Genomic DNA, 23,298 nt, shown 5'->3' with positions numbered 1-23,298 from the left:
ATTTAGATTTACATGGGGAAATGAAAGAGGGGCAATTATTATGCTGAAAGTACAAGTGCCAGAGGAAAATTTACAAGCAGCATACTTGTTCAATACTGGTCAGTCATATCGTGCGGATAAGTTTTTTGGGATTACGCGGGATAAGGCTGAACTAACATTTCGCGTTTGGGCACCACACGCTAAGGCTGTGCATCTTGCATCAGCGCAGTGTGATTGGATGCCTAGCGAGGCGTTTGCCATGCATCCGTTAGAGGAGACGGGCGTATGGGAAATTACCACAACGGCACTGAAGGAAGGCGATTTATACAAGTACGCTATCGAAACGCCGGCTGGGGACGTGGTCTTACGGACGGATCCGTTTGCCCACGAGTATGAGAAAAAGCCTGGTGTAGCAGCGGTGGTCAACACGTGCCCATACAAGTGGCATGACGGGTTGTATCGTGGTCGCCAAGGTCGCCGTCATAAGTTGAATCAGCCAATTAATATTTATGAAGTGCATATGACATCATGGCGTCGTCACACGGATGGCTCGTATTTATCATATCGCGAACTGGCTGATGAGTTGATTCCGTACGTGAAGCAAATGGGCTACACCCACATCGAAATGTTGCCGATTACGGAACACTTACTTGATATGTCGTGGGGCTATCAATCATACGGGTTCTTCGCGGCAACTTCACGCATGGGTTATCTACAAGATTTGCAATATTTTGTCGACGAAGCACATAAGGCAAACCTTGGGGTGATTCTTGATTTTGTGCCGGGACACTTTATCAAGAACTATGATGCGCTTTATCGCTTTGATGGCACACCGACGTTTGAAGCGGGGGATGTCACGATTGCAGAAAACGTCCGCTGGGGGACATGGAACTTTGATTTGGGTAAGTCACAGGTGCAAAGTTTCCTGATTTCGGCCGCACTTTTCTGGTTGGAGGATGTCCACTTTGACGGTCTTCGAGTTGACGGGGTATCAAACATCATTTACTTGAACCAAGATGCCGGTAAGGAAGATTGGTTCAACGAGCACGGTACGGCGATTGATTATGCAGGTGTCGCATTTCTACAAAAGCTAAATGCCATTATTCATGAACGCGTACCATCGGCTTTGATGTTTGCTGAAGAAGCGACGGCATATCCTGGGGTGACAAAGCCAGAAGGATTAGGCTTTGATTTCAAGTGGAATATGGGGTGGATGCATGACACGCTCGATTTCTTTGAATTGGATTATCTCTATCGCACGGGTGCATTCAATAATTTGACGTTTAGCTTTATGTACACGTTTGACGAACAGTTCACGTTACCACTGTCACACGATGAAGTGGTGCACGGGAAAAAGAGTTTGATGCACAAGATGTTCGGTGATCGCTACAACCAGTTCGCCAATTTGCGGACGATGATGGTTTGGATGATGGCGCATCCGGGCAAGAAACTACGCTTCATGGGGAGCGAATGGGGCCAATTCTTGGAGTGGCGCGATGAAGAAGGGTTGGAATGGCGCGATTTACAGGATGGTATGAACCGGAGTATGCAACACTTCACGGCCGAACTGAACAAACTTTATCGTGATGAACATGCCTTTTGGGCGCAAGATTTTGTACCAGCCGGGGTGAACTTTTCACAAACTGACCAAGGTGCTCAGGGCACGATGGCATTGATGCGTCATGGTAAGAAACCAAGTGACACCATCATTATGGCGATGAATACGTTGCCAGTGCAAAAAGATGATTACCGCGTGATTGTGCCACGCGCCGGTCGCTATGATGTTTTGCTAAACACTGAAGATATTGCCTTTGGTGGGACTTGGCAACATATTCCAACAGACTACGAAGCCTTCTTGGTAGGTGATCACTATGAAATTTCAGTGATTTTGCCAGCGACGGGGGCACTGATTATTAAGCAAAAGAAGCAAGTACGGGGAAAAAATAATGGATGATAAAGTAACAGCTTTGATCCTTGCAGGAGGACAAGGAACACGTTTGGGTAAGTTGACGAAAAACTTGGCCAAGCCCGCGGTACCGTTCGGGGGACGTTACCGGATTATTGATTTTACGTTGAGTAACTTGGCCAACTCAAATATCACATCAGTTGGCGTGATTACGCAATATGAACCATACGAATTGAACCAACACATTGGGAACGGCTCGGATTGGGGCTTGAACGTGATGGGTGGCGGTGTTTCGATTTTGCAGCCATACGCCGATGGCAAGGGCAACAAGTTCTTTGAAGGAACGGCTCACGCGATTTACCAAAACATGGCCTACATCGATCGTCAGGATCCGGAGTACGTGATGATTTTGTCCGGCGACCATATTTACAAGATGGACTACACAAAGATGTTGGAAGCACACAAGGCAAACCACGCTGACTTAACAGTGTCAGTGATGCCAGTGCCAATGGACGAAGCATCGCGTTTCGGCATTATGAACACGGATAACGACCATAAGATTTTGGAATTTGAGGAAAAGCCAGCGCAACCAAAGTCGAACTTGGCATCGATGGGAATTTACGTCTTCAACTGGCGCAAGTTACGCGAATATTTGGTAGCCGGTTTTGAAGGTGGCAACGACATGGTTGATTTTGGTAAGAACGTCATTCCGGCGTACTTGGCGAACAACGAAAACGTGTACGCCTATGCCTTTAAAGATTACTGGCGCGACGTTGGTACGATTCAATCATTGTGGCAAGCCAACATGGAATTGCTTGATAAGCACAATGAATTGCAACTTGCTGACCGTCACTGGCGAATCTATTCACACACAACAAACCAAAATCCAATGTACGTGGCGCAAGAAGCGCAGATTCACGATAGTTTAATGGTTGATGCGGTCTATGTTGGTGGGCGTGTCTCGCACAGTTTGATTTCAACGGGGGTAACGGTGGAAGAGCATGCCATCGTCGATCACAGTGTCGTCATGCCAGGTGCGAAGGTTGGCGCAGGAGCAGCAGTGTCATACGCGATTGTGGGTGAAGATGCTGAAATTGCGCCAGGCGCGGTCATTGTTGGTACGCCGGATGATATCGCCGTGGTTGGTTGCGGTGAGTATTACAACCAAACGACTGTAAACGAGGGAGTATTGACGAATGCGTAATGAATTGAGTGTCATTTTAGATTTGAATGAGTCGCAAAGCCACACGTTGGGGCAATTAACGATTGACCGACCACTCGGCAGCATGCCATTTGGGGCCAAGTTCCGATTGATTGATTTTCCATTGTCAGCTGCCAGTAACGCTGGGGTGACCAAGACGATGATGGCAATGCCCGCACGTTGCCAATCAATTTTGGACCACGTGCGCACTGGTCGGGAATGGCAAATGGATCGCTTGGGCGGTGGTTTGTTCATGACGTTCCAGGAGAACCGGGCGTTGTTAAAGGACATGCACCGGTTTGTGACCCATGCCAAGACACCATACACGGCAATTATGGGCACGTCAGAAGTTGCAAATTTGGACTTGTCGCAAATGGTGGCGAGTCACCGTGAACAGGAACAACCGGTCACGGTGATTGCGACGTGGATGGCGACGGAAAAGTTGTTGCCAGGAATGCTGGTGTTGGAATTGACCGACAATGGCTTAGCACGTGATTTAGTGCCAGCGGAGCGTATTCGCCACGTTAAGGGTGAACAAGTATTGGTGTACTTGCAAGCCAGTGTGGTTAATGCGGATATCTTGACCATCGCTTGCGACCGCGAGTTGGAGCATGCCACGGGTAAGAACGTGCAAGCCATTATTCGTCGTATGATGAACGACTTTGGCGCAAACGTGGTTGTTCACGAAGGCATTCACTTGCCAGTGCATGATGTCAAAAGCTATTTTGAAGCGAATCAAGCCTTGCTAGACTACGAAAACTACTACAGCCTGTTGATGGAACGACCAGTTCACACTAAGGCGAAGAATGAAGCGCCAGCCCGCTTTGAACACACGGCGGCCACGCATCGTTCATTGTTTGGAACGGGTGGTTCGTTTGCTGGTACGGTACAAGACTCGGTCGTTTTCCGGACAGTAACCGTTGCTGAGGATGCCAAGGTACGCCACTCGGTCATTTTGCAAGGTGGTCAAATCGGCGCTGGTGCCGACTTGGATTACGTCATCATGGACAAGGATGCCATTATCGAACCAGGTGTTGTGCTCCATGGGACACCAGAGATGCCAATTGTGGTTGGCAAGGATGCTGTGGTGCGCGCCAAGCGTGAAGAGGTACTGAACTAATGAAGACACTGTTTGCAGCAAGTGAAGTGGTGCCATTTTACAAGACGGGTGGCTTAGGCGATGTGGCCGGGGCGTTGCCGAATGCCTTAAATAAGCAAGGTGACGATGTGCGTGTTGTCGCGCCGTTCTATCACGATATCTTTCCAGATGAGTACCGTGACCAATTGATGGATTTGCGTTGGTTCACCGTGTGGATTAATCATCACGAAGAATACGCAGGTGTGAAGACAATGCGATTAAACGGTGTGATTTACTATTTCATCGATAATCGTTCATATTTCTCAGGTAAAAAGTTATATGACCACTGGAATGATGGGGAACGATTTGCGTTCTTCCAACTAGCGGTTATTGAGATGATGCAAGAGATTGACTTTATTCCGGATGTCTTGCATGTGAATGATTGGCATACGTCAATGATTCCAGCGTTGTTAAAGACACGTTATAACTGGCAACAACCGTTGGCCAACATTAAGACATTGCTGACGATTCACAACATGCAATTCCAAGGTGCTTATGCAGCAGACACGTTGCAAACGTTCTTTGATTTGGATTGGAACATGTACAGCAGTGGTGAAGCCCGGTTTGGTGACGGTAGTAATTGGTTGAAGACGGGGATGGTTTTTGCGGACCGCATTAACACGGTTAGTCCAACGTATGCTGAAGAAATTAAGACCGCCGAATTTGGTGAGCGTCTTGATCCAATCTTGCGGTTATACGAGGACAAACTATCAGGAATTGTTAATGGGGTAGACACAGATCGTTATAATCCAGAGACCGATCCGGATGTGCCAGTGAAGTTCTCACGCGATGATTTGAGTGGCAAAGAAGCTGATAAACAAGCGTTGCGCGAAGAGTTTTCACTACCAGATGCGGCGGGACCATTGATGGTTATGGTGTCACGCTTAACGCCACAAAAGGGTGTGCATTTGCTGGCTGAAGCATTGCCATACTTTATGGCGACCCACGATGCACAAATTATTATTTTGGGAACAGGCATTCCAGAATTGGAAGGACAATTGATCCATTTGGCAGCGCAGTACCCAACCCAATTGCGGGTCATCATTGATTTTGATGTGCATTTGGCCCAACGACTATATGCGGGGGCAGACATGTTCTTGATGCCAAGTGCGTTCGAGCCATGTGGTATTTCGCAAATGATGGCGCAATTGTACGGGACACTACCATTGGTGCACCAAGTTGGTGGGCTATGCGACACTGTCGAGCCGTATAACGAAGTCACGGGAGAAGGAAATGGGTTCGGCTTCAAGCAATTTGATGCCGGCACCCTTGGTTGGATGATGGATTACGCGCAACAAACGTTCTTGCACAAGCCAGCAGTTTGGCGCCAATTGCAAGAACAAGCGATGGGTGTGGATGTGTCGTGGACACGTTCAGCAGAAGCCTATCACGCACTCTACGAACAACTATAAAGATAATGAGGTGGCAGGATGCAACAAAACGATACGGTAACACAATTAAAGCAGGAATTTTTAGACTCGCTTGAAGCACACTTTGCGGTTAGCTTGGCGGATGCGACTGATTTGCAGCGCTATCAAGCGTTGGCAGCCGTGGTCAAGCAAAAGATTGCAACAAAGTGGCGTCGGACTAAGGAAGATTACCGCGACACGGGCGCCAAGCAGGTTTATTATTTCTCAATTGAATTTTTGCCAGGTCGCTATTTGCGTGCGAACCTGCTTAACCTGGGGTTGCTAGCTGATACAGAGCAGATGATGGCGGAGTTAGATGTTGACTTCAATGCCGTGATGGAAGCGGAAGTTGATCAAGGACTTGGTAATGGTGGTTTGGGTCGATTGGCTTCTGACTTCATGGATGCGATGCCAAGTATTGCGCTGGCTGGTAATGGTAACGGCATTCGGTACCGCTATGGATTGTTCCGCCAAGCCTTTATTAATGGCTATCAAGTCGAGTATCCCGATGATTGGCTTAAAAATGATGATGTTTGGGAAGTTCGCCAAGATGATGAGGCACAAGTCGTCCATTATGGCGGTAATGTTTACTTGCAAGATACGCCAGATGGCTTGCGACCAGTCTATGATGGCGGGTTAGACGTATTAGCTGTGCCGTATGATACAGGGATGGTCGGTGCTGATAACGATGTCGTGAACACGCTCCGGCTGTGGTCAGCTGAAGTGCCGGAAGGGGTGAAAGCTTCCGTTTCTGAACGTAGCGTTATTGAAAGTATTTCGGGTGAATTGTATCCCGATGATTCCAATGAAGAAGGTCGTCGCTTGCGTTTACGTCAGGAGTACTTCTTTAGTTCAGCTGGTGTTCAAAATATTATTAAGCACCACTTAGCGGATGGTTATTCATTGCATGCGTTGCCATTCCAAGTGGCCATTCACATCAATGACACCCATCCAACGGTGGTCATTCCAGAAATGATGCGCATTTTGTTGGATGAACACGGTCTTGGCTGGGAAGAAGCCTGGGGTATCACCACCCGCACGGTTAGTTATACGAACCACACGTTGCTAGCGGAAGCTTTGGAACGTTGGTCACAAGATTTATTCGCGCAAGAATTGCCGCGCTTGTTCCAGTTGATTCAAGAAATTGATCGCCGCCACCGGGTGAGCGTAGCGAGTGAACATGGGGAAGATTTTGCCTGGCGCACATCACCGCTGCAAGACGGTCAAGTGCACATGGCGCGTTTGGCAGCCATTGGATCACACGCCATCAATGGGGTGGCGCCGTTGCATAGTCAACTGTTGCAAGACAAGGTGTTACATGATTTCTACATTTTATGGCCAGCTAAGTTCTCAAATAAAACGAACGGGATTACGCACCGTCGTTACATGCATGCGGCCAATGAGTCGTTGTCGGCGCTGATTGATACGAAGATTGGACGCGATTGGCGCAAGTTGCTTAAGGACATTACGAAGTTACGTGATTTCAATATGGACGAAGCGTTCTTGCGTGAATTGGCAGTCGTGAAGCGGCAAAATAAGCAACGCTTAGCCGATTGGGTATCACATAACATGGGTATCGACATTAACGTTGATGCAATCTTCGATGTGCAAATCAAACACCTGCACGCCTACAAGCGTCAGTTGCTACATTTGCTCGGTATTTTGACGGATTACTTGGCGTTGAAGCATGATGCCAATGCCTATGTGGCGCCACGTGTTCATATTTTTGCCGCGAAGGCTGCACCGTCGTACCACTATGCCAAGCAAATCATTAAGGTGATTAATGAAGTCGCGAATATGGTGAATAATGACCCAGCCGTGAATGATAAGATGCAAGTGGTTTTCATTCCAAATTATGGCGTGTCGCTAGCAGAATTGATTATTCCGGCCGCTGATGTGTCAGAACAAATTTCAACGGCTGGTAAGGAAGCATCCGGTACATCAAACATGAAGTTGATGGCGAACGGCGCTTTGCAATTGGCGACGATGGATGGGGCGAACATTGATATTATTCATGCTGCTGGCGCTGAAAATGCATATGCCTTTGGCATGGATACGGACACGGTGTACAAGCACTATGAGCAACATGATTATTCTGCTTGGGATATTTACCAAAACAATCCAAAGTTGCACCGCGTGCTGGATGCCTTGATTGATGGTACAGTGCCAAATGTGAAAGAAGAGGGGCAAGCCGTCTTTGATTCTTTGATTCGTGATAACGATGAGTACTTTGTCTTAGGCGATTATGAATCATACGTGGATACACAAGCTCGTCTTGGCCAAGATTATCAAAACCAACATGCTTGGACACGTAAGTCATTGGCGAATATTGCAGCCAGTGGGGAATTCTCAGCGGACTATACTGTTGCGGCGTATGCCGATGAAATTTGGCATGTGCCTCACAACCTATTAGCGCAACAAGAAAGCAAGTAAGGGGTGGCTTAAATGGAATTTAATTCATTTTTCATTTCCCACCGTGATCCATATGGTGCCGTTGTTGTTGGCGAGACGGTCACCCTGCAAACGGCAGGTAAAGCGGATGAAGTACGATTGCGGGTTTATGATGACGAGACTGGTAAGGTGACGTGGCATGATTTGGAACAAACGACTGATGATAATTGGTCGATTTCGATTTCAGCTGCGCATGCGGGATTGTTGTATTACCGCTTTGAAGTCATTTCAGGATATGACCAATACTGGTTAGCCGCCCAAGGTAATAATTTGGGTGGTGAAGCGCAACGTTATGAGATGACCTATTCATCAATTCCGGATTTTCAAATTACGGTCTTAGCCGAGATGGAGGAGTTGCCGGACTGGTATGCGACTGCGAAGTTTTATCACATCTTCGTCGATCGCTTTAATAACGGTAATGCGGACCATCATATTAACAGCCCAAAACCAAACACCTTTGTCTATGCTGATTTGCATGATCGGCCATTTTATGTGCGTGACAAGGCAGGTGAGATTGCTCGTTGGGAATTTTTCGGTGGTAATTTCCGTGGGATTGCGGACAAGTTGGATTACATCCAGGAACTGGGTTGTACAGCGATTTATCTAAGCCCAATTTTTGCGGCCAATTCAAATCATCGGTATGACACCTCGGATTACATGGCCTTAGATCCAATTTTGGGGACGGAAGACGACTTCAAGTATTTGCTGGATGAAATCCATAAGCGCGATATGCACGTTATCTTAGATGGTGTCTTTAATCACGTTGGGCAATTTTCACGTTACTTTAACAAAGATGGCTACTTTGTTGAACCGGGGGCCTATCAAGGACCAACGTCGAAGTATTTTCACTGGTTTGATTTTGAAAAGTTCCCCGATGAATACAATTCGTGGTGGGGCGTGAAGGATTTGCCAGTTGTGAATAAAGGCGAGACAAGTTTCCGGAATTTCATTTATGCCGATGACGATTCAGTTATTAACCACTGGAATAAATTTGGTGTTGATGGCTGGCGCTTGGACGTCGCGGATGAATTGCCAGATGATTTTATCGCGGGAATTCGTGACCAACTGTCAACGAACCAAATCCTAATTGGTGAAGTCTGGGAAGATGCATCTAACAAAGTCGCCTACAATCAGCGCCGTAAGTATTTGCTCGGTGGTGGTCTGCAAGCAACGATGCATTATCCATTACGAAATTTAATTTTGGATTTTATGCTGGGTGAAATTGATGCCAAGGTTTTCACAACGATGATTATGACGTTAGAGTCAAATTATCCCAAGTCCGCCTTTTTCGGCGCATTTACGAACATGGGGACACACGATACCCGTCGTTTGTTTACTGAAATGAACGAAGATGAGGAATTGACGAAGCGGGCTATTGAGTTATGGCTGACGATGCCTGGTGTGCCGTGCGTTTATTATGGTGATGAAATGGGGATGGCCGGCGGTAAGGACCCGGATAACCGGGCGTACTTCCCGTGGGACCAACCGCGTGGGGAAATTTTCAATCATTTCCAACGGTTACTCCAGTCGCGGCAACCGTGGTGGCAGCAATCGGATTGGTTTGAATGCCACGCCATTGATCCAGATACCTTGATTTACGCCTATCACAAGGATAGCGAACACGAAATGCTCCAATTTAACCGCAAAACGGGGCTATCAATTATTAAGCATTAGAAAAAATGAAACAGCTAGGTCGCACGATGAAGACACGTGTGGCCTAGCTGTTTTCTTATAAAAAATGCACGAAAAGTGACCAATAGTTGAAAGTGCGATAAAATAGATGAAGTAAATAAGAAATGTAACAGGGTAGGGTCATTGCGACTCTGCCCCTTTCGTGCGTTAATGCGCGGAATTGAAATAGGAGAATAGCCCCTCATGAAGATGATTGTTGGATTAGGAAACATTGGTAAAGAATACGACCGGACGCGTCACAATATCGGGTTTATGACGGTAGATGCTTTGGCAGATAAGCACAATGCAACCTTCAAGCAAGATGGTGCCCACAATGCGTTCGTTGCGGATGTTCGGATTGCCGGCGAAAAAGTGTTGTTGGTTAAGCCAACAACCTACATGAATGATTCAGGTCGCGCTGTCCGTCCATTAATGGACTACTATGATTTGGATATTCCAGATTTGTTGGTTGTGCAAGATGATATGGATATGGAACTTGGTCGTTTGCGCTTGCGCCAGAAGGGTTCAGCGGGTGGTCACAACGGGATTAAGAGTATCGCCCAACACCTTGATACCCAAACATTTAATCGCTTGAAGTTTGGGGTGGGTCACCCAGCCCATACACAAAAGGCGGTGGTTGATTTTGTGTTGGGAAAGTTTGGCAAGGATGAAGAACCAGAGATGCTTGGCGGTATCGATAAGGCGTTGGATATTTTTGAAGCCTTTGCGTCAGGTAGCGATATGCCAACTTTAATGAACAAGTTTAACTAAAGGAGCAACGATGGAATTAGCAGGGTTACTCCAGCAAGATAATGATTTTCAAACATTAGCAGCTGGACTGAAAAAAGGTGGTCGTCATTTGATGACCGGTATTTCGGGAACTGCGCGTACCGTTTATTTGGCAGCACTGCATGAAAATATCCAGCGCCCCATGGTGATTGTTGGTGACAGTCAGTTCCACGCCGATCAGTTGGCCGAAGATTTAGCAGCGATGGTTGGCGACGAACACGTGGCGGTTTTCCCAACGGAAGAGACGTTATCTGCGGAAATTGCTGTGACGTCTTTGGATACCCGTTTAGCACGTGTGCAAGCATTGCATTTGTTGTTGACGGATCCACAGGCGGTTGTGGTCACCGGTGTTGCCGGGGTGCAACGCTACTTACCACCAGTGGCAACCTTCGCCGCTGCAGCACTTGAAATTGATTTTGATCATGAATATGAATTAGCGGAGTTGCAAGCAACGTTATACCAAATGGGTTATCAACGGAATGGCAGCGTTGAACAGCCAGGTGAATTCGCGGTCCGTGGGTCAATTGTTGATATTTACCCATTGGATGCGGATTATCCGGTGCGCTTGGATTTCTTTGATACGGCGTTGGATTCATTACGTAGCTTTGATGCAGAGACGCAACGCAGTTTGGAAAATCTTGAACACGTGACGATTTTACCCGCAACGGATTTGGTCATTGATGCCGCTGATTTGCAAGCTGCTACGACGCGCTTAGAAGTTGCGATGACGGAAACACGCGATAAGTTAGACGGCGCTGCCAAGCGTCATTTAACGGAAGCACTCGATCCGTTGTTAACGGTGATGGCTCAAGGGGATTTGTTGCCCGAGGTACGCCAATATTTGCATTTACTCTACCCTGATGCGGTAAGTCTGTTAGATTACTTGCCGGCAGACGGTATTGCAGTGTTTGATGACTATCCCCGTGCGCTTGAAAACGCGGGTCAAATGGCATTAGATAACAATAATTGGTGGACCGATCGCTTGGCGGATAATTTGGTTTTGCCAACGGCTGATTTTGGTTGGGAATTGAGCGATTTGGCCCGAGACGTACGCCAAACCAGTTTGGTGTTTTCACCTCTGCAACGTGGTATCGGTCAATTACGGCAAACGAGTTTGACGAATTTGACCGTGCGCCCAGCGCAACAATTTTTTGGTCAAATGCCATTGCTAAAGAATGAAATTGCGCGTTGGCAGAAGCAAAACCAAACAATTTTGTTCCTAACCAATACGCCTGATCGACGGGAAAAGTTGGTTCAAACCCTTAATGATTTTGGGGTGAAGGTGAATGATGTTGCACCAGATGCCTTGGCGCCTGGCCGGACACAGGTCACGACCTTGCCGTTGAGTGCGGGCTTTGAATTGCCGGCTCAAAACTTGGTTGTATTGACTGAACGTGAGCTTTTTCAACAAGTTCGTAAGCGTGCACCTAAGCGCCAAACGTTGTCGAACGCGGAACGCATTAAGAGTTATAACGAACTGAAGCCAGGGGATTATGTGGTTCACATTAATCACGGTGTCGGTGTCTATGAAGGGATGCAGACGATTGAAAATCGTGGGGTGAAGCAAGATTACATCACGATTGCATACCAACAAGATGCGAAAATTTTCATACCGGTCACGCAATTAGACTTGGTGCAAAAGTATGTCGGTGCGGCTGAAAAGGCCCCCAAGATTAATAAACTTGGGGGAACTGAATGGCAAAAGGCGAAAGCTAAGGTTGCTAAGAAGGTTGAAGATATTGCGGACGAGCTGCTTCAGCTATATGCCGAGCGTGAATTGAAGCAAGGCTTCGCTTTTCCTCAAGATGATGATGTGATTCGGGACTTTGAAGATGCCTTTCCATATCCCGAAACACCTGATCAAATTCGCTCAACCCAAGAAATTAAAGCGGATATGGAAAAGACCCGGCCGATGGATCGCCTGTTGGTTGGGGACGTTGGTTTTGGAAAGACAGAAGTTGCGTTGCGTGCAGCCTTTAAGGCAGCCCACGCTGGTAAACAGGTTGCCATGTTGGTGCCAACAACGATTTTGGCGCAACAGCACTACGAATCAATGTTGAATCGCTTTGACGGATTCGGTGTGAATGTGGCGATAATGTCGCGTTTCCAAACCAAGAAACAAATGGATGCAACCAAAGCGGGCTTGAAAGACCACACAATTGACATCGTCGTTGGTACTCACCGGATTTTGTCGAAGGACATGGATTTTGCCGACTTGGGCTTGCTAATCATTGATGAGGAACAACGATTTGGTGTGAAGCACAAAGAACGACTGAAGGCGTTGCAGACCAACGTCGACGTGTTGACGTTAACGGCCACACCAATCCCACGTACTTTGAATATGGCAATGGTCGGTGTGCGTGACTTGTCTGTCATTGAGACGCCACCGGCCAATCGTTACCCAATTCAAACGTATGTGATGGAGCAAAATGGCCGCGTAACGGCAAGCGCAATCGAACGTGAGATGTCTCGTGGTGGGCAAACGTACTATTTGCATAATCGTGTTGAAGACATTGCGCAGGTGGCGGGGATGATTGAATCGCTGGTGCCAGAAGCGCGCGTGGGTTATATCCACGGTCAAATGACAGAAGCGCAAATGGAAGGTATTCTGGTTGATTTTATTAATCGTGAGTACGACGTGTTGGTAACGACAACCATCATCGAAACTGGGGTCGATATTCCAAATGCGAATACGTTGTTCGTTGAAAACGCTGATCACATGGGCTTGGCACAACTGTACCAGCTCCGTGGCCGTGTCGGCCGTTCGAACAACATTGCGTATGCCTACTTTACGTACCCTGGTACACGCTCGTTGAATGAAGAGTCAGAGAAACGTTTGACCGCCATCCGTGATTTCACAGAGTTGGGCTCAGGTTTTAAGATTGCGATGCGTGATTTATCAATTCGTGGGGCTGGTGATTTGCTTGGACAGTCACAACACGGCTTTATTAATGCGGTTGGGTATGATCTGTACACGCAAATGTTGAACGAAGCAGTCGCTGAGAAACAGGGTAAGCGCAAAAAGAGTTTTGATGCTGAGTTGGATGTACAGGTTGAAGCCTACTTGCCAACTGATTATGTCGCTGATGGACCACAAAAGATTGATCTCTATCAGCGTATTCGCAAGGCCAAGACGACCGCGGCGTTCGAAGAAATTGAAGACGATTTGTTGGATCGCTTCGGTGAATTGCCGGAAGCGGCCCAACGCTTGTTGCTAGTTGGTCGTGTTAAGGCAGCTGCTGATCGCGCCGGTTTGGCAACGTTGCGTCGAGACTTCAAACGACAAAACGTGTTGTTAGTGAACTTCGATCCACGTGCGTCAGTGACGGCAGATACTTTCCAAAAGGCGTTGACGTTGGCAAAGGTGCGTGGGCAAGTCAAGCAGGATGCGCCAGTTCAAGCCGAGATTCCAATTCAACCAAACCAAACGGCTGAAGATTGGCTATTTGGTTTGCTAACGTTATTCAATTTGTTAGCGCCAGAAGAGACGGTGACAAATGAGCAAAAGTAGTCAAAATTTAATGGCGGGCGCCGGTGTCTTGGCAGCCGCTGGATTAGTTGCTAAGGTGTTGAGCGCGATTTACCGGGTGCCGTTCCAAAATTTGGTGGGTAATACTGGTTTTTATGTGTATCAACAAGTTTATCCAATCTATGGTATCGGCATGGTGTTAGCGCTGAGTGGCTGGCCATTGTTTATATCAAAAATTATTACGGAACAGCCAGACGATGCGCATCAACAACTGGTAGCGCGGCGTTTATTTTGGTCGTTAGTCGGGATTAGTGCGGTCCTCTTTACAATTGTCTTTGGCGGTGCGCCAGCGCTGGCTTTGGCGATGGGGGGCAATATTCGTCTAACACCAGTAATCCGCGCGGTTGCATGGATGTTTTGGTTTATGCCATTTTTGGCAGTTGGTCGCGGTTTTGCGCAAGGCCAACGCAATATGATTCCAACAGCCACATCGCAGGTAGTTGAGCAGATTGTCCGTGTGGCAATTATCATCGGGGTTGCCTGGTGGGGTGTTCACACGGGATGGTCAGATTACCGAATTGGTGAATGGGCCACGTTTGGCGCGACCATTGCTGGATTGGCGGCGACCTTGTTTTTGGTACGAACACTACGGGGTGTGTGGCAACAGCCGATTACGTTGACTGTTAAGCAAGATAAAACGATTACCTGGCGCCACCTATTCAAGCGCTTATGGTTTGAAGGCGGGCTGTTGGCATTGTTAGCAGCACTGTTAGTGTTACTGCAATTGGTGGATTCGTTTTCGACCAAGGCCTTGTTAGAAACGTTTGGTTTATCGGCGACCAAAGCCGAATATACAAAAGGGGTCTACGATCGTGGCCAACCATTAGTACAATTGGGGATGGTCCTAGCGACGGGATTGAGTACGTCGCTGTTGCCAGCACTCCGCCAGCATTTTGTGCGCCAAGATAACGTAGCGTTACGTCATGATTTTCAGTTAACGATGCGTTTGGCGATTATCTTGTCCGGAGTCTCAGCGATTGGCTTAGTTGCGGTGATGCCCGCGGTCAATCAGCTGTTGTTTGGTTCCCGCGAAGGTAGCGCTGCTTTGTCATGGTTTGTGTTGGCGATTGTGCCGGCGACGTTGATGACCATTGCAACGAGTGCCTTACAAAGTTTTGATCGCACCCGGGGGCTCATTTGGTTTGTCTGGGTGACGATGACGGTTAAGGCTGGCCTGAATGTATGGTTAATTCCACACTGGGGCATAACTGGCGCGTCAATCGCCACAACAGTCGCGCTTTTACCGATTTTGGGGTATGCTTTACTACGATTACCACGGACTTTGTGGCAAGGGTGGTTACCGCAAAATTGGTGGCTAAAATTATTTGGGACGTTAGTGGTTACTGGCGTCTTCGCCAAAATGGCAACCCTGGTCAGTGATAACCTGTTCGGTGTATCGCGTGGGGCAAGCGTTCTAACGGCTGTGGTGGCCGTTATTGTTGGGGCCGTTGCTTTCGTAGTGATGGTGGCAACGACAGATTTGTTAACCACGGAAGAGTGGGAGGCGTTGCCAAAGGGTGACCGCCTATATGCAATATTGAAACGAGGAAAAGAATAATGCGTTTAGATAAGTATTTGAAGGTATCACGTCTAATTAAGCGTCGTACGGTTGCGAAGGAAATCTCAGACCAAGGTCGTATTGATATCAACGGCAAGACGGCCAAGTCATCAAGCGATGTTAAGGCTGGGGATGAATTGACGATTCGTTTTGGTAACAAGACATCAATCATGAAGGTTGAGAGTACCAAGGAGACGGTTCGTAAGGAAGAAGCTGAACACATGTACAGCATTGTATCAGAGTCATACGAACAAAACTTCAACGAAGAAGCATAATTGACAGTTGTGAGAAAAAAGCACCGCATTTGCGGTGCTTTTTGTGTCTAAACTATGTGTGGATTAAGGTGGGATAACTCTGTGGATAACTATCCGTTAGGTTTTGATACGAAAATGTTAAGGAAAGGTAATTACGCTTAAGAAAAGCCTACTTGTACTGTACAGTGTAAAACGTAAAGGTATCGAGAAAAAGAATTGTCTATCAATAACGTTGCCAATCAGACAGTAGGGGGTCAGCGGCATGATGTCTATGAACACAAAAACAAACATCCGGCCGCTGAACGCCGGTGGGGCACGAACACTTGAATTCAATAATCGACAAGAAGCTTACCAACGTAAGGTACACTTACGGCGTCGCTTCGTCTTGGCAGCGTTTATGATTGCCACGGTGATTTATGCCATGGTTTGCTTTCACCAACAATATAATAAATATACAACCGCTTCGGCGAGTTTAGAAAAAACACAAACGCAGTTAGCGAGTGCGAAAACTACGCATCAAAATTTGAAGCAAGAAGTCAAAGATTTGGGTGATGAATCGTATCTCGAAAAGTTAGTGCGTGAAAAGTACATGTATACCAAAGATGGCGAGATTGTTTTCAATTTGCCAGGTGAGTAATGAAGTGAATGAAAGAAAGGTAATCAGGACACTGATTGCCTTTTTTTCGTACAAAGCAAGCTATAATAATAACCAAGAGTGATTGAGGAAGAAGGTTAACGATGCAACCAAAAGTTTTACGTGCGAACTTAACCCGACAGATACGGGAACAGGGATTATTTGACCAACATGATCACGTGTTGGTGGCTGTTTCGGGTGGGCAAGATTCCTTACACTTGTTGCGCTGGTTAACAGAAGGAACGCTGCCGGCTGATGTGCAACCGACGGTGAGTGCCGGCTATGTGAATCACCAGTTACGGGATGATGCCGCTGCAGAGGAAGCGCTGGTTCGCCGAACATTTGCGGCCACACCGCATTTAGCCTACGGTTTGATAGAAACACTTACTTGGGAGGCCGTTCCAACTGTCGCAGTTGAAGAACAAGCCCGGGAAAAGCGATACGAAGCACTGATTAAAATGGCCCGTGAAGTGGGCGCTAACATTATCGTGACCGCCCATCATCAAGGGGATCAAGTTGAAACCATTTTGTATAAGCTGACTCGTGGCAGTCGTTTGACCCAGTTGGTGGGGATGGCACCACGGCAGCAATTACGTGGTGATATTGATTTGGCCCGGCCATTGCTGAATTTAACGAAAGCTGACCTAGCAGATTTGGTCATTCAACCGCTGACTGAATGGGTAGAAGACTATACCAATGCGGACGAAACATTTGCCCGTAATCGCATGCGCCAAACAGTGCTGCCAGCTTTGACTAGCATTAATGAACAGGCTGCTGAACACGTGGTGACGTTTGCAACCCAGTTGGCGGCGCTGCAAAAGCTTGCGAATGGTGCGATTAACGTTCACGTTAAGGCTTTAGAGGCCGGACGCCTGGATTGGACAGTTGATGAGAGTGTCTTGACGATTATCATACAAACGTGGCTAACTAAGAAACACGTCTTAAACGTCAAAGATAGTCAAATTGCCCAGGCAATTCAACTGATGCGCAATCCAAGTGTGTCGACGGGGCTAATTGATTTAGGTGGACAATTACAGCTAGAACGCTTTGATAACTATTTATTGTTATCACAAAAACATTAAAGCGTTCACATTTCTTTTATTTGTAGCACTAAACATTTACCGTCAAACATGGTATTCTTAATGCTATGTAACGGTAGGGGAATTAAGATTTAGGAGATTGAACAGACATGAACCAATGGGACATGAATAACGATATCGAACGCGTGCTTTATAGCGAGCAAGATATCGCCGAAGCAGCAGAACGTGTTGGTAAGCAATTGGCTGCCGATTATGAAGGACGTACACCAATCATTTTGTCAGTTTTGAAGGGTGCCGTACTTTGGACGGTCGATGTAATGCGCCACATGCAATATGCTGAAGTCGAATTTATTGACGTTTCTAGCTACAACGGTGGGATTGCTTCTTCAGGTGAAGTTGACCTTGTAACGGATTTGCAAACGGATATCGCAGGACGCGACGTCATCATCATGGAGGACATCGTTGATACGGGTCGTTCATTGAAGTTTATGATCGACTTGTTGATGGAACGTGGTGCAAAGTCTGTTAAGACGGCCAGCTTGCTCGACAAGAAGGAAGGCCGTGTTGTAGAAGCAACTGTTGATTACATCGGCTTTGATGTGCCAAAGGCATTTGTGGTGGGTTATGGTTTGGATTACAAGCAACTTTACCGCAACTTGCCATATGTTGGTGTCTTGAAGCGCGAAGTTTATGACCCAGCCCACGCTGATGTCGTAGACACGGTGGATATCACACCTGAGCACTAATTTCCAACTCGGATAACATATATTAAACAACGCAGATAGCGGTTGCTGTCGGTAGGAGGAATGGATGAAGAATCAACGAAACGGCAATTTCGTCCGGAATAGTTTGTTCTACGTAATCGTAGTCCTCGGAATTATGGGGTTGATTTACTGGGTAGCCGGTCCATCGCAAACTTCTAATACGAAGACTATTTCTACGTCGAAATTTATGACGGAATTGCGTGATAAGAAAATCAAAAATGTCACGATTCAACCAGGTGCCGGCGTTTACGACGTAAAGGGTGAGTACCGCAAAGCACAAACTGATAAGGACGCAAAGTCCGATTCACTTGTGTCATTAGTTGGTGGTTCATCAGCTAAGGTAACTGGTTTTGAGACACAATTGATTAGTAATGACCCAATTGTTGAGGAAATGCAGAAGGCTGCTGACAAGACGAAGACGGAAGTAACAACGAAGCCACAACCTTCAAACTTCTGGGGAAGCATGGCAACGATGTTGTTGCCAATCTTGTTGATGGTTGGTTTGTTCTACTTGATGATGGGCGGCATGAGCCAAGGTGGCCAAGGCGGTCGTGGTAACATGATGGGCTTCGGTAAGTCTAAGGCAAAGCCAGCTGATCCTTCAGAAAACAAGGTTCGCTTTGCGGATGTTGCTGGAGCTGAAGAAGAAAAGCAAGAACTAGTTGAAGTTGTTGAGTTCTTGAAGGATCCAAAGAAGTTCTTAAAGCTGGGTGCTCGTATTCCATCGGGTGTTTTGCTTGAGGGCCCTCCCGGAACTGGTAAGACTTTGTTGGCCCGTGCAGTTGCCGGTGAAGCTGGCGTACCGTTCTTCTCGATTTCAGGTTCTGACTTCGTGGAGATGTTCGTCGGTGTCGGTGCTAGTCGTGTCCGTGATTTGTTTGACAACGCGAAGAAGGCTGCGCCATCAATCATCTTTATCGATGAAATTGATGCGGTCGGTCGTCAACGTGGTGCCGGCATGGGTGGTGGTCACGATGAACGTGAGCAAACATTGAACCAAATGTTGGTTGAGATGGACGGATTCTCTGGTAGTGAGGGTGTCATTGTGATGGCCGCTACCAACCGTTCAGATGTCTTGGACCCAGCGTTGTTGCGTCCAGGTCGTTTCGATCGTAAGATTTTGGTTGGTCGTCCTGACGTTAAGGGTCGTGAGGCTATCTTGAACGTCCACGCTAAGAATAAGCCATTGGCTGATGATGTGGACTTGAAGGAAATTGCTAAGCAAACACCTGGTTTCGTTGGAGCTGACTTGGAAAACTTGTTGAACGAAGCAGCATTGTTGGCTGCTCGTCAAAACCACGATACGATTTACGCCAAGGATGTGGATGAAGCTGAAGACCGTGTTATTGCGGGACCAGCTAAGAAGGATCGTGTGGTTTCTGCTAAGGAACGTCAAACGGTTGCTTACCACGAAGCGGGTCACGCGATTGTTGGTTTGGTATTGAACGAAGCACGTGTTGTCCACAAGGTAACGATTGTGCCACGTGGACGTGCCGGCGGATACGCCATTATGTTGCCTCGTGAAGATCAAATGTTGATGAATAAGACGGATGCCATGGACCAAATTGCTGGTTTGATGGGTGGACGTGCGGCCGAAGAAATTATCTTTGACCAACAGTCATCAGGTGCTTCAAACGACTTTGAGCAAGCAACAAACATTGCGCGTTCAATGGTGACGGAGTACGGTATGTCTGACAAGCTTGGTATGGTCCAACTTGAGAATGGTGGTCAACCATTCTTGGGCCGTTCATACGGTGAGTCAGCGGCTTATTCAGATGAAACAGCACGCTTGATTGACGAAGAAGTTCGTCGTATCACGACTGAGGGTTACAATAAGGCCCACGAAATCATCGAAGAGTACAAGGACAAGCATGATGCAATCGCAAAGGCTTTGTTGGAGTACGAGACGTTGGACGAAAAGCAAATTTTGAGTTTGTTTGAGACTGGTAAGATGCCAGAATCAACGAAGGTTCAAAATGATACGGTTACGCCAATGTCATACGAGGAAGCCAAGCAAGCGGCTAATAACAAGTTGGTTGATGACGAAGAAGCGTCAGAGGCAACAGTTAAGCCAGAAGTTTTGGAACCACGTCATACTGATGAAGATTAATGATTGAAAGAAAGCCCGTTCAGGTTCTACCTGGGCGGGTTTTTCTGTTAAACTGATACTAAAATAAACAAATAATAAGAGGCACATATAATATGACAGATACACTTGTACGCGCAGTGACAACTGACGGAAACTTCCGTGCAATTGCCATTGACGCGACTGAAATGATGGCAGAAGTCTCAAAGTTCCACGAGGCCTCACAACTTGGTACGACCGTTTTGGGTCGCGCGTTGCTCGGCTCTCTGATGGTTTCAAATGCCATTTTGAAGGGCGATGAGCGTTTAGCAGTGGTCATTAATGGTGATGGCCCTGCTGGTAAAATTGTCGTGGAAGCATCAGCTCAAGGTGAGGTACGCGGTTACGTGACGAACCCAACGGTTGAGTTGCCCCTAACGGCTAAGGGCATGCAGGATGTGGCTGGTGCCGTGGGATCTAATGGATTCTTGCAAGTTACTAAGGAAATTGGTGAAGGTGATCCCTTTACGGGTCAAGTTGAATTGATGACGGGGGAAATTGGCGATGACTTGACGTACTACATGGCCAAGTCAGAACAAATTCCTTCAGCCGTAGCGGTGTCAGTTTTGGTTGACCCAGATGGTACCGTGGCTGCCGCGGGTGGTTTTATGATTTCAGCATTGCCTGATGCGTCAGATGAAGATATTACGGCACTGGAAGACAAGCTTGCTAACTTGCCATCAATTTCATCACAATTGGTTGAGGGACACACACCAATGGATTTGTTGTTCAACCTATTTGGTAAGGATGATGTGAAGTTGTTGGCAACGACAGAAGTGGCATTGTATCCTGAAATCTCGAAGCGCGATTATGAGCGTATGTTGGCAACCTTACCAATGAATGATTTGCAAGAAATGCTTGCCGAAGATCACGGTGTTGAGATTGTCGATCGATTTACTGGTAAGAAGATTCAGTTTGATGAAGCAGAATTATCAGGAATTATTGCAGCGAAGGATGCTGAGGGACTATAAAGTTGGGTTAAGCACTTGCAAAAAGTGCTTAAGATTGGCAAACTTATAGTTATCTGTGACAACACTGTCATAACAAATTAGTGAAAGAAAAAGAGGCAACATTATGGCTGACCAACAAGTGTCATTGAATGACCAAATGATCGCACGTCGTGACAAGATGGCTGAGTTGCGCGATGCGGGCATTGATCCATTCGGACACCGTTTTGAGCGTACACACACTGCAGCACAATTGCACGAGTTGTACGATGATACAACAGCAGAAGATTTGGAAGCACAAGCAATTGAAGTAACGATCGCAGGTCGTATGATGACCAAGCGTCGCTCAGGTAAGATCAGCTTTGCAGACATCAAGGATCGTTCAGGTCGTATCCAAGTCTTTGTGCAAAAGCCAGTTGTTGGTGAAGAAGCGTACGAATTGCTTAAGAAGTCAGACTTAGGTGATATTCTTGGTTTCACTGGAACGGTTATGAAGACCCGCGCTGGTGAATTGTCAATTAACGTAACGGCTTTGACACACTTGACGAAGGCATTGCGTCCTTTGCCAGACAAGTTCCACGGTTTGACTGACGTGGAAACTAAATACCGTCAACGTTATTTGGATTTGATTTCAAACGAAGATTCATTTGAACGTTTTGTAAAGCGTTCAAAGATTATCACGGCTATCCGTCATTATTTGGACGGTGAAGGCTTTATTGAAGTTGAAACACCAATGCTACAAAACGAAGCGGGTGGTGCTTCTGCACGTCCATTTATCACGCACCACAATGCGTTGGATATTGATTTGTACATGCGTATCGCGCTTGAATTGCACTTGAAGCGTTTGATTGTTGGTGGCATGGAACGTGTTTATGAAATTGGTCGTGTCTTCCGTAATGAAGGAATGGACCCTAAGCACAACCCAGAGTTCACGGTAATTGAGACGTATGCAGCTTACTGGAACTTTGAAGATGTCATGGTTGAAACTGAAAACATCATTAAGGCAGCAGCTGCTGCGGTTACTGATGACTTGAAGGTAACCTACCAAGGCCACGATATTGATTTGGCACAACCATTCGCTCGTAAGCACATGGTTGATTTGATCAAGGAAACGACGGGTGTTGATTTCTGGCAACCAATGACGATCGAAGAAGCTCGTGCAATTGCTGACGACAAGGGCGTTAAGTATGAACAATACTGGGGTGTTGGTCACATCATCAACGAATTCTTTGAGGAGTTTGTTGAGGATACGTTGATCCAACCAACATTTGTGTACGGTCACCCGGTTGAAGTGTCACCTTTGGCTAAGAAGAACGAAACAGACGATCGCTTTACGGATCGCTTTGAGTTGTTCATTGTTGGTGCAGAGTACGGTAATGCCTTTACAGAATTGAATGATCCAATTGATCAACGTGAGCGTTTTGAGGCCCAAGTGGCTGAACGTGATGCTGGTAATGATGAGGCGGAAGGTATTGACGAAGACTTTATTGAGGCTTTGGAATACGGTATGCCACCTACAGGCGGATTGGGAATTGGAATCGATCGTTTGGTCATGCTATTGACTGACACGGACACGATTCGTGACGTATTGTTGTTCCCAACAATGCGTTAATAACGACTGAAAACGCGGATGAGTAATCATCCGCGTTTTTTGTTTACAAAAAGTATTGCAAAGTTTGGATGATAGTCGTATTATATTCAAGTTGAGTTTTTCAGTGAGCGACTTTCGCTCGAAAAATGAAACAAAAGAAGTCGAAATTAGTTGTTGACAATTGATGTTCGCTTCTGTAATATAGATTAAGTTGTTACGGGGTATTCATCTCGTTGCAATCGAATCGAAATCAGTTTGAAACAAGTTGTTGACAACGAGTTGATGAACTGATAAGATGAATAAGTTGTCAAA

At 46.8% G+C, this 23,298-nt stretch carries 16 protein-coding genes; all 16 read left to right on the top strand.

Annotated elements, in window-relative coordinates:
- Positions 1-40: 40 nt before the first annotated feature.
- The 16 genes from glgB to lysS all read left to right on the top strand — a co-directional run bounded on the left by glgB (position 41) and on the right by lysS (position 23,007).
- Positions 41-1,933, top strand: a complete 1,893-nt coding sequence (gene glgB / locus ESE_RS0108600; protein ID WP_010373901.1) for a 1,4-alpha-glucan branching protein GlgB — start codon at positions 41-43, stop codon at positions 1,931-1,933.
- Positions 1,926-3,089, top strand: coding sequence for a glucose-1-phosphate adenylyltransferase (locus ESE_RS0108595; protein WP_010373898.1), 1,164 nt, complete (start codon positions 1,926-1,928; stop codon positions 3,087-3,089). Before glgB ends, ESE_RS0108595 begins: the two co-directional genes overlap by 8 nt.
- A complete protein-coding gene (gene glgD / locus ESE_RS0108590) occupies positions 3,082-4,206 on the top strand; it encodes a glucose-1-phosphate adenylyltransferase subunit GlgD (RefSeq protein ID WP_010373896.1) in 1,125 nt (374 codons plus the stop codon). The genes ESE_RS0108595 and glgD overlap by 8 nt, the downstream gene beginning before the upstream one ends.
- Positions 4,206-5,636 (top strand): glycogen synthase GlgA, encoded by a 1,431-nt coding sequence (gene glgA, locus ESE_RS0108585; RefSeq protein WP_010373894.1) that lies wholly within the window; start codon positions 4,206-4,208, stop codon positions 5,634-5,636. The genes glgD and glgA overlap by 1 nt, the downstream gene beginning before the upstream one ends.
- A gap of 18 nt (positions 5,637-5,654) precedes the next feature.
- Positions 5,655-8,066 (top strand): glycogen/starch/alpha-glucan phosphorylase, encoded by a 2,412-nt coding sequence (locus ESE_RS0108580; protein ID WP_010373893.1) that lies wholly within the window; start codon positions 5,655-5,657, stop codon positions 8,064-8,066.
- A 12-nt stretch (positions 8,067-8,078) separates the two neighbouring features.
- A complete protein-coding gene (locus tag ESE_RS0108575) occupies positions 8,079-9,758 on the top strand; it encodes a glycoside hydrolase family 13 protein (RefSeq protein ID WP_010373890.1) in 1,680 nt (559 codons plus the stop codon).
- A 201-nt stretch (positions 9,759-9,959) separates the two neighbouring features.
- A complete protein-coding gene (gene pth, locus ESE_RS0108570) occupies positions 9,960-10,526 on the top strand; it encodes an aminoacyl-tRNA hydrolase (RefSeq protein ID WP_010373887.1) in 567 nt (188 codons plus the stop codon).
- A gap of 10 nt (positions 10,527-10,536) precedes the next feature.
- Positions 10,537-14,055, top strand: coding sequence for a transcription-repair coupling factor (gene mfd / locus ESE_RS0108565; RefSeq protein ID WP_010373885.1), 3,519 nt, complete (start codon positions 10,537-10,539; stop codon positions 14,053-14,055).
- Entirely contained in the window at positions 14,042-15,631 is a 1,590-nt protein-coding gene (locus tag ESE_RS0108560; protein WP_010373883.1) for a polysaccharide biosynthesis protein, read from the top strand. The genes mfd and ESE_RS0108560 overlap by 14 nt, the downstream gene beginning before the upstream one ends.
- Positions 15,631-15,906: an RNA-binding S4 domain-containing protein gene (locus ESE_RS0108555; RefSeq protein WP_010373881.1), complete on the top strand. Its 276-nt coding sequence runs from the start codon at positions 15,631-15,633 to the stop codon at positions 15,904-15,906. The genes ESE_RS0108560 and ESE_RS0108555 overlap by 1 nt, the downstream gene beginning before the upstream one ends.
- A 241-nt stretch (positions 15,907-16,147) precedes the next feature.
- A complete protein-coding gene (locus ESE_RS0108550) occupies positions 16,148-16,522 on the top strand; it encodes an FtsB family cell division protein (RefSeq protein ID WP_010373879.1) in 375 nt (124 codons plus the stop codon).
- 101 nt (positions 16,523-16,623) lie between these two features.
- Positions 16,624-17,601 carry a tRNA lysidine(34) synthetase TilS gene (gene tilS / locus ESE_RS0108545; protein WP_010373876.1) on the top strand — a complete coding sequence of 326 codons (978 nt, stop codon included), beginning with the start codon at positions 16,624-16,626 and terminating at the stop codon, positions 17,599-17,601.
- Between the two features lie 107 nt (positions 17,602-17,708).
- On the top strand, positions 17,709-18,305 hold the full coding sequence (hpt, locus tag ESE_RS0108540; RefSeq protein WP_010373874.1) for a hypoxanthine phosphoribosyltransferase: 597 nt from the start codon (positions 17,709-17,711) through the stop codon (positions 18,303-18,305).
- Positions 18,306-18,369: 64 nt separating this feature from the next.
- Positions 18,370-20,433, top strand: a complete 2,064-nt coding sequence (gene ftsH / locus ESE_RS0108535; protein ID WP_010373872.1) for an ATP-dependent zinc metalloprotease FtsH — start codon at positions 18,370-18,372, stop codon at positions 20,431-20,433.
- Positions 20,434-20,525: 92 nt separating this feature from the next.
- A complete protein-coding gene (hslO, locus tag ESE_RS0108530; protein WP_010373871.1) occupies positions 20,526-21,419 on the top strand; it encodes an Hsp33 family molecular chaperone HslO in 894 nt (297 codons plus the stop codon).
- Between the two features lie 103 nt (positions 21,420-21,522).
- Positions 21,523-23,007, top strand: a complete 1,485-nt coding sequence (lysS, locus tag ESE_RS0108525; protein ID WP_010373869.1) for a lysine--tRNA ligase — start codon at positions 21,523-21,525, stop codon at positions 23,005-23,007.
- Positions 23,008-23,298 lie beyond the last annotated feature (291 nt).

It is taken from the genome of Weissella cibaria KACC 11862 (assembly GCF_000193635.1).
GTDB lineage: Bacteria > Bacillota > Bacilli > Lactobacillales > Lactobacillaceae > Weissella > Weissella cibaria.
Note: the sequence above shows the minus strand (reverse complement) of the source record. Positions and strands in the feature narration are given on the sequence as shown.

What these genes read in the sequence shown, in the direction of transcription:
- ftsH (WP_010373872.1), top strand. Translation starts at nt 18,370, where the DNA reads ATGAAGAATCAACGAAACGGCAATTTCGTCCGGAATAGTTTGTTCTAC.
- lysS (WP_010373869.1), top strand. Translation starts at nt 21,523, where the DNA reads ATGGCTGACCAACAAGTGTCATTGAATGACCAAATGATCGCACGTCGT.
- ESE_RS0108555 (WP_010373881.1), top strand. Translation starts at nt 15,631, where the DNA reads ATGCGTTTAGATAAGTATTTGAAGGTATCACGTCTAATTAAGCGTCGT.
- glgA (WP_010373894.1), top strand. Translation starts at nt 4,206, where the DNA reads ATGAAGACACTGTTTGCAGCAAGTGAAGTGGTGCCATTTTACAAGACG.
- mfd (WP_010373885.1), top strand. Translation starts at nt 10,537, where the DNA reads ATGGAATTAGCAGGGTTACTCCAGCAAGATAATGATTTTCAAACATTA.
- ESE_RS0108550 (WP_010373879.1), top strand. Translation starts at nt 16,148, where the DNA reads ATGATGTCTATGAACACAAAAACAAACATCCGGCCGCTGAACGCCGGT.
- pth (WP_010373887.1), top strand. Translation starts at nt 9,960, where the DNA reads ATGAAGATGATTGTTGGATTAGGAAACATTGGTAAAGAATACGACCGG.
- ESE_RS0108580 (WP_010373893.1), top strand. Translation starts at nt 5,655, where the DNA reads ATGCAACAAAACGATACGGTAACACAATTAAAGCAGGAATTTTTAGAC.
- glgB (WP_010373901.1), top strand. Translation starts at nt 41, where the DNA reads ATGCTGAAAGTACAAGTGCCAGAGGAAAATTTACAAGCAGCATACTTG.
- hslO (WP_010373871.1), top strand. Translation starts at nt 20,526, where the DNA reads ATGACAGATACACTTGTACGCGCAGTGACAACTGACGGAAACTTCCGT.
- hpt (WP_010373874.1), top strand. Translation starts at nt 17,709, where the DNA reads ATGAACCAATGGGACATGAATAACGATATCGAACGCGTGCTTTATAGC.
- ESE_RS0108575 (WP_010373890.1), top strand. Translation starts at nt 8,079, where the DNA reads ATGGAATTTAATTCATTTTTCATTTCCCACCGTGATCCATATGGTGCC.
- tilS (WP_010373876.1), top strand. Translation starts at nt 16,624, where the DNA reads ATGCAACCAAAAGTTTTACGTGCGAACTTAACCCGACAGATACGGGAA.
- glgD (WP_010373896.1), top strand. Translation starts at nt 3,082, where the DNA reads ATGCGTAATGAATTGAGTGTCATTTTAGATTTGAATGAGTCGCAAAGC.
- ESE_RS0108595 (WP_010373898.1), top strand. Translation starts at nt 1,926, where the DNA reads ATGGATGATAAAGTAACAGCTTTGATCCTTGCAGGAGGACAAGGAACA.
- ESE_RS0108560 (WP_010373883.1), top strand. Translation starts at nt 14,042, where the DNA reads ATGAGCAAAAGTAGTCAAAATTTAATGGCGGGCGCCGGTGTCTTGGCA.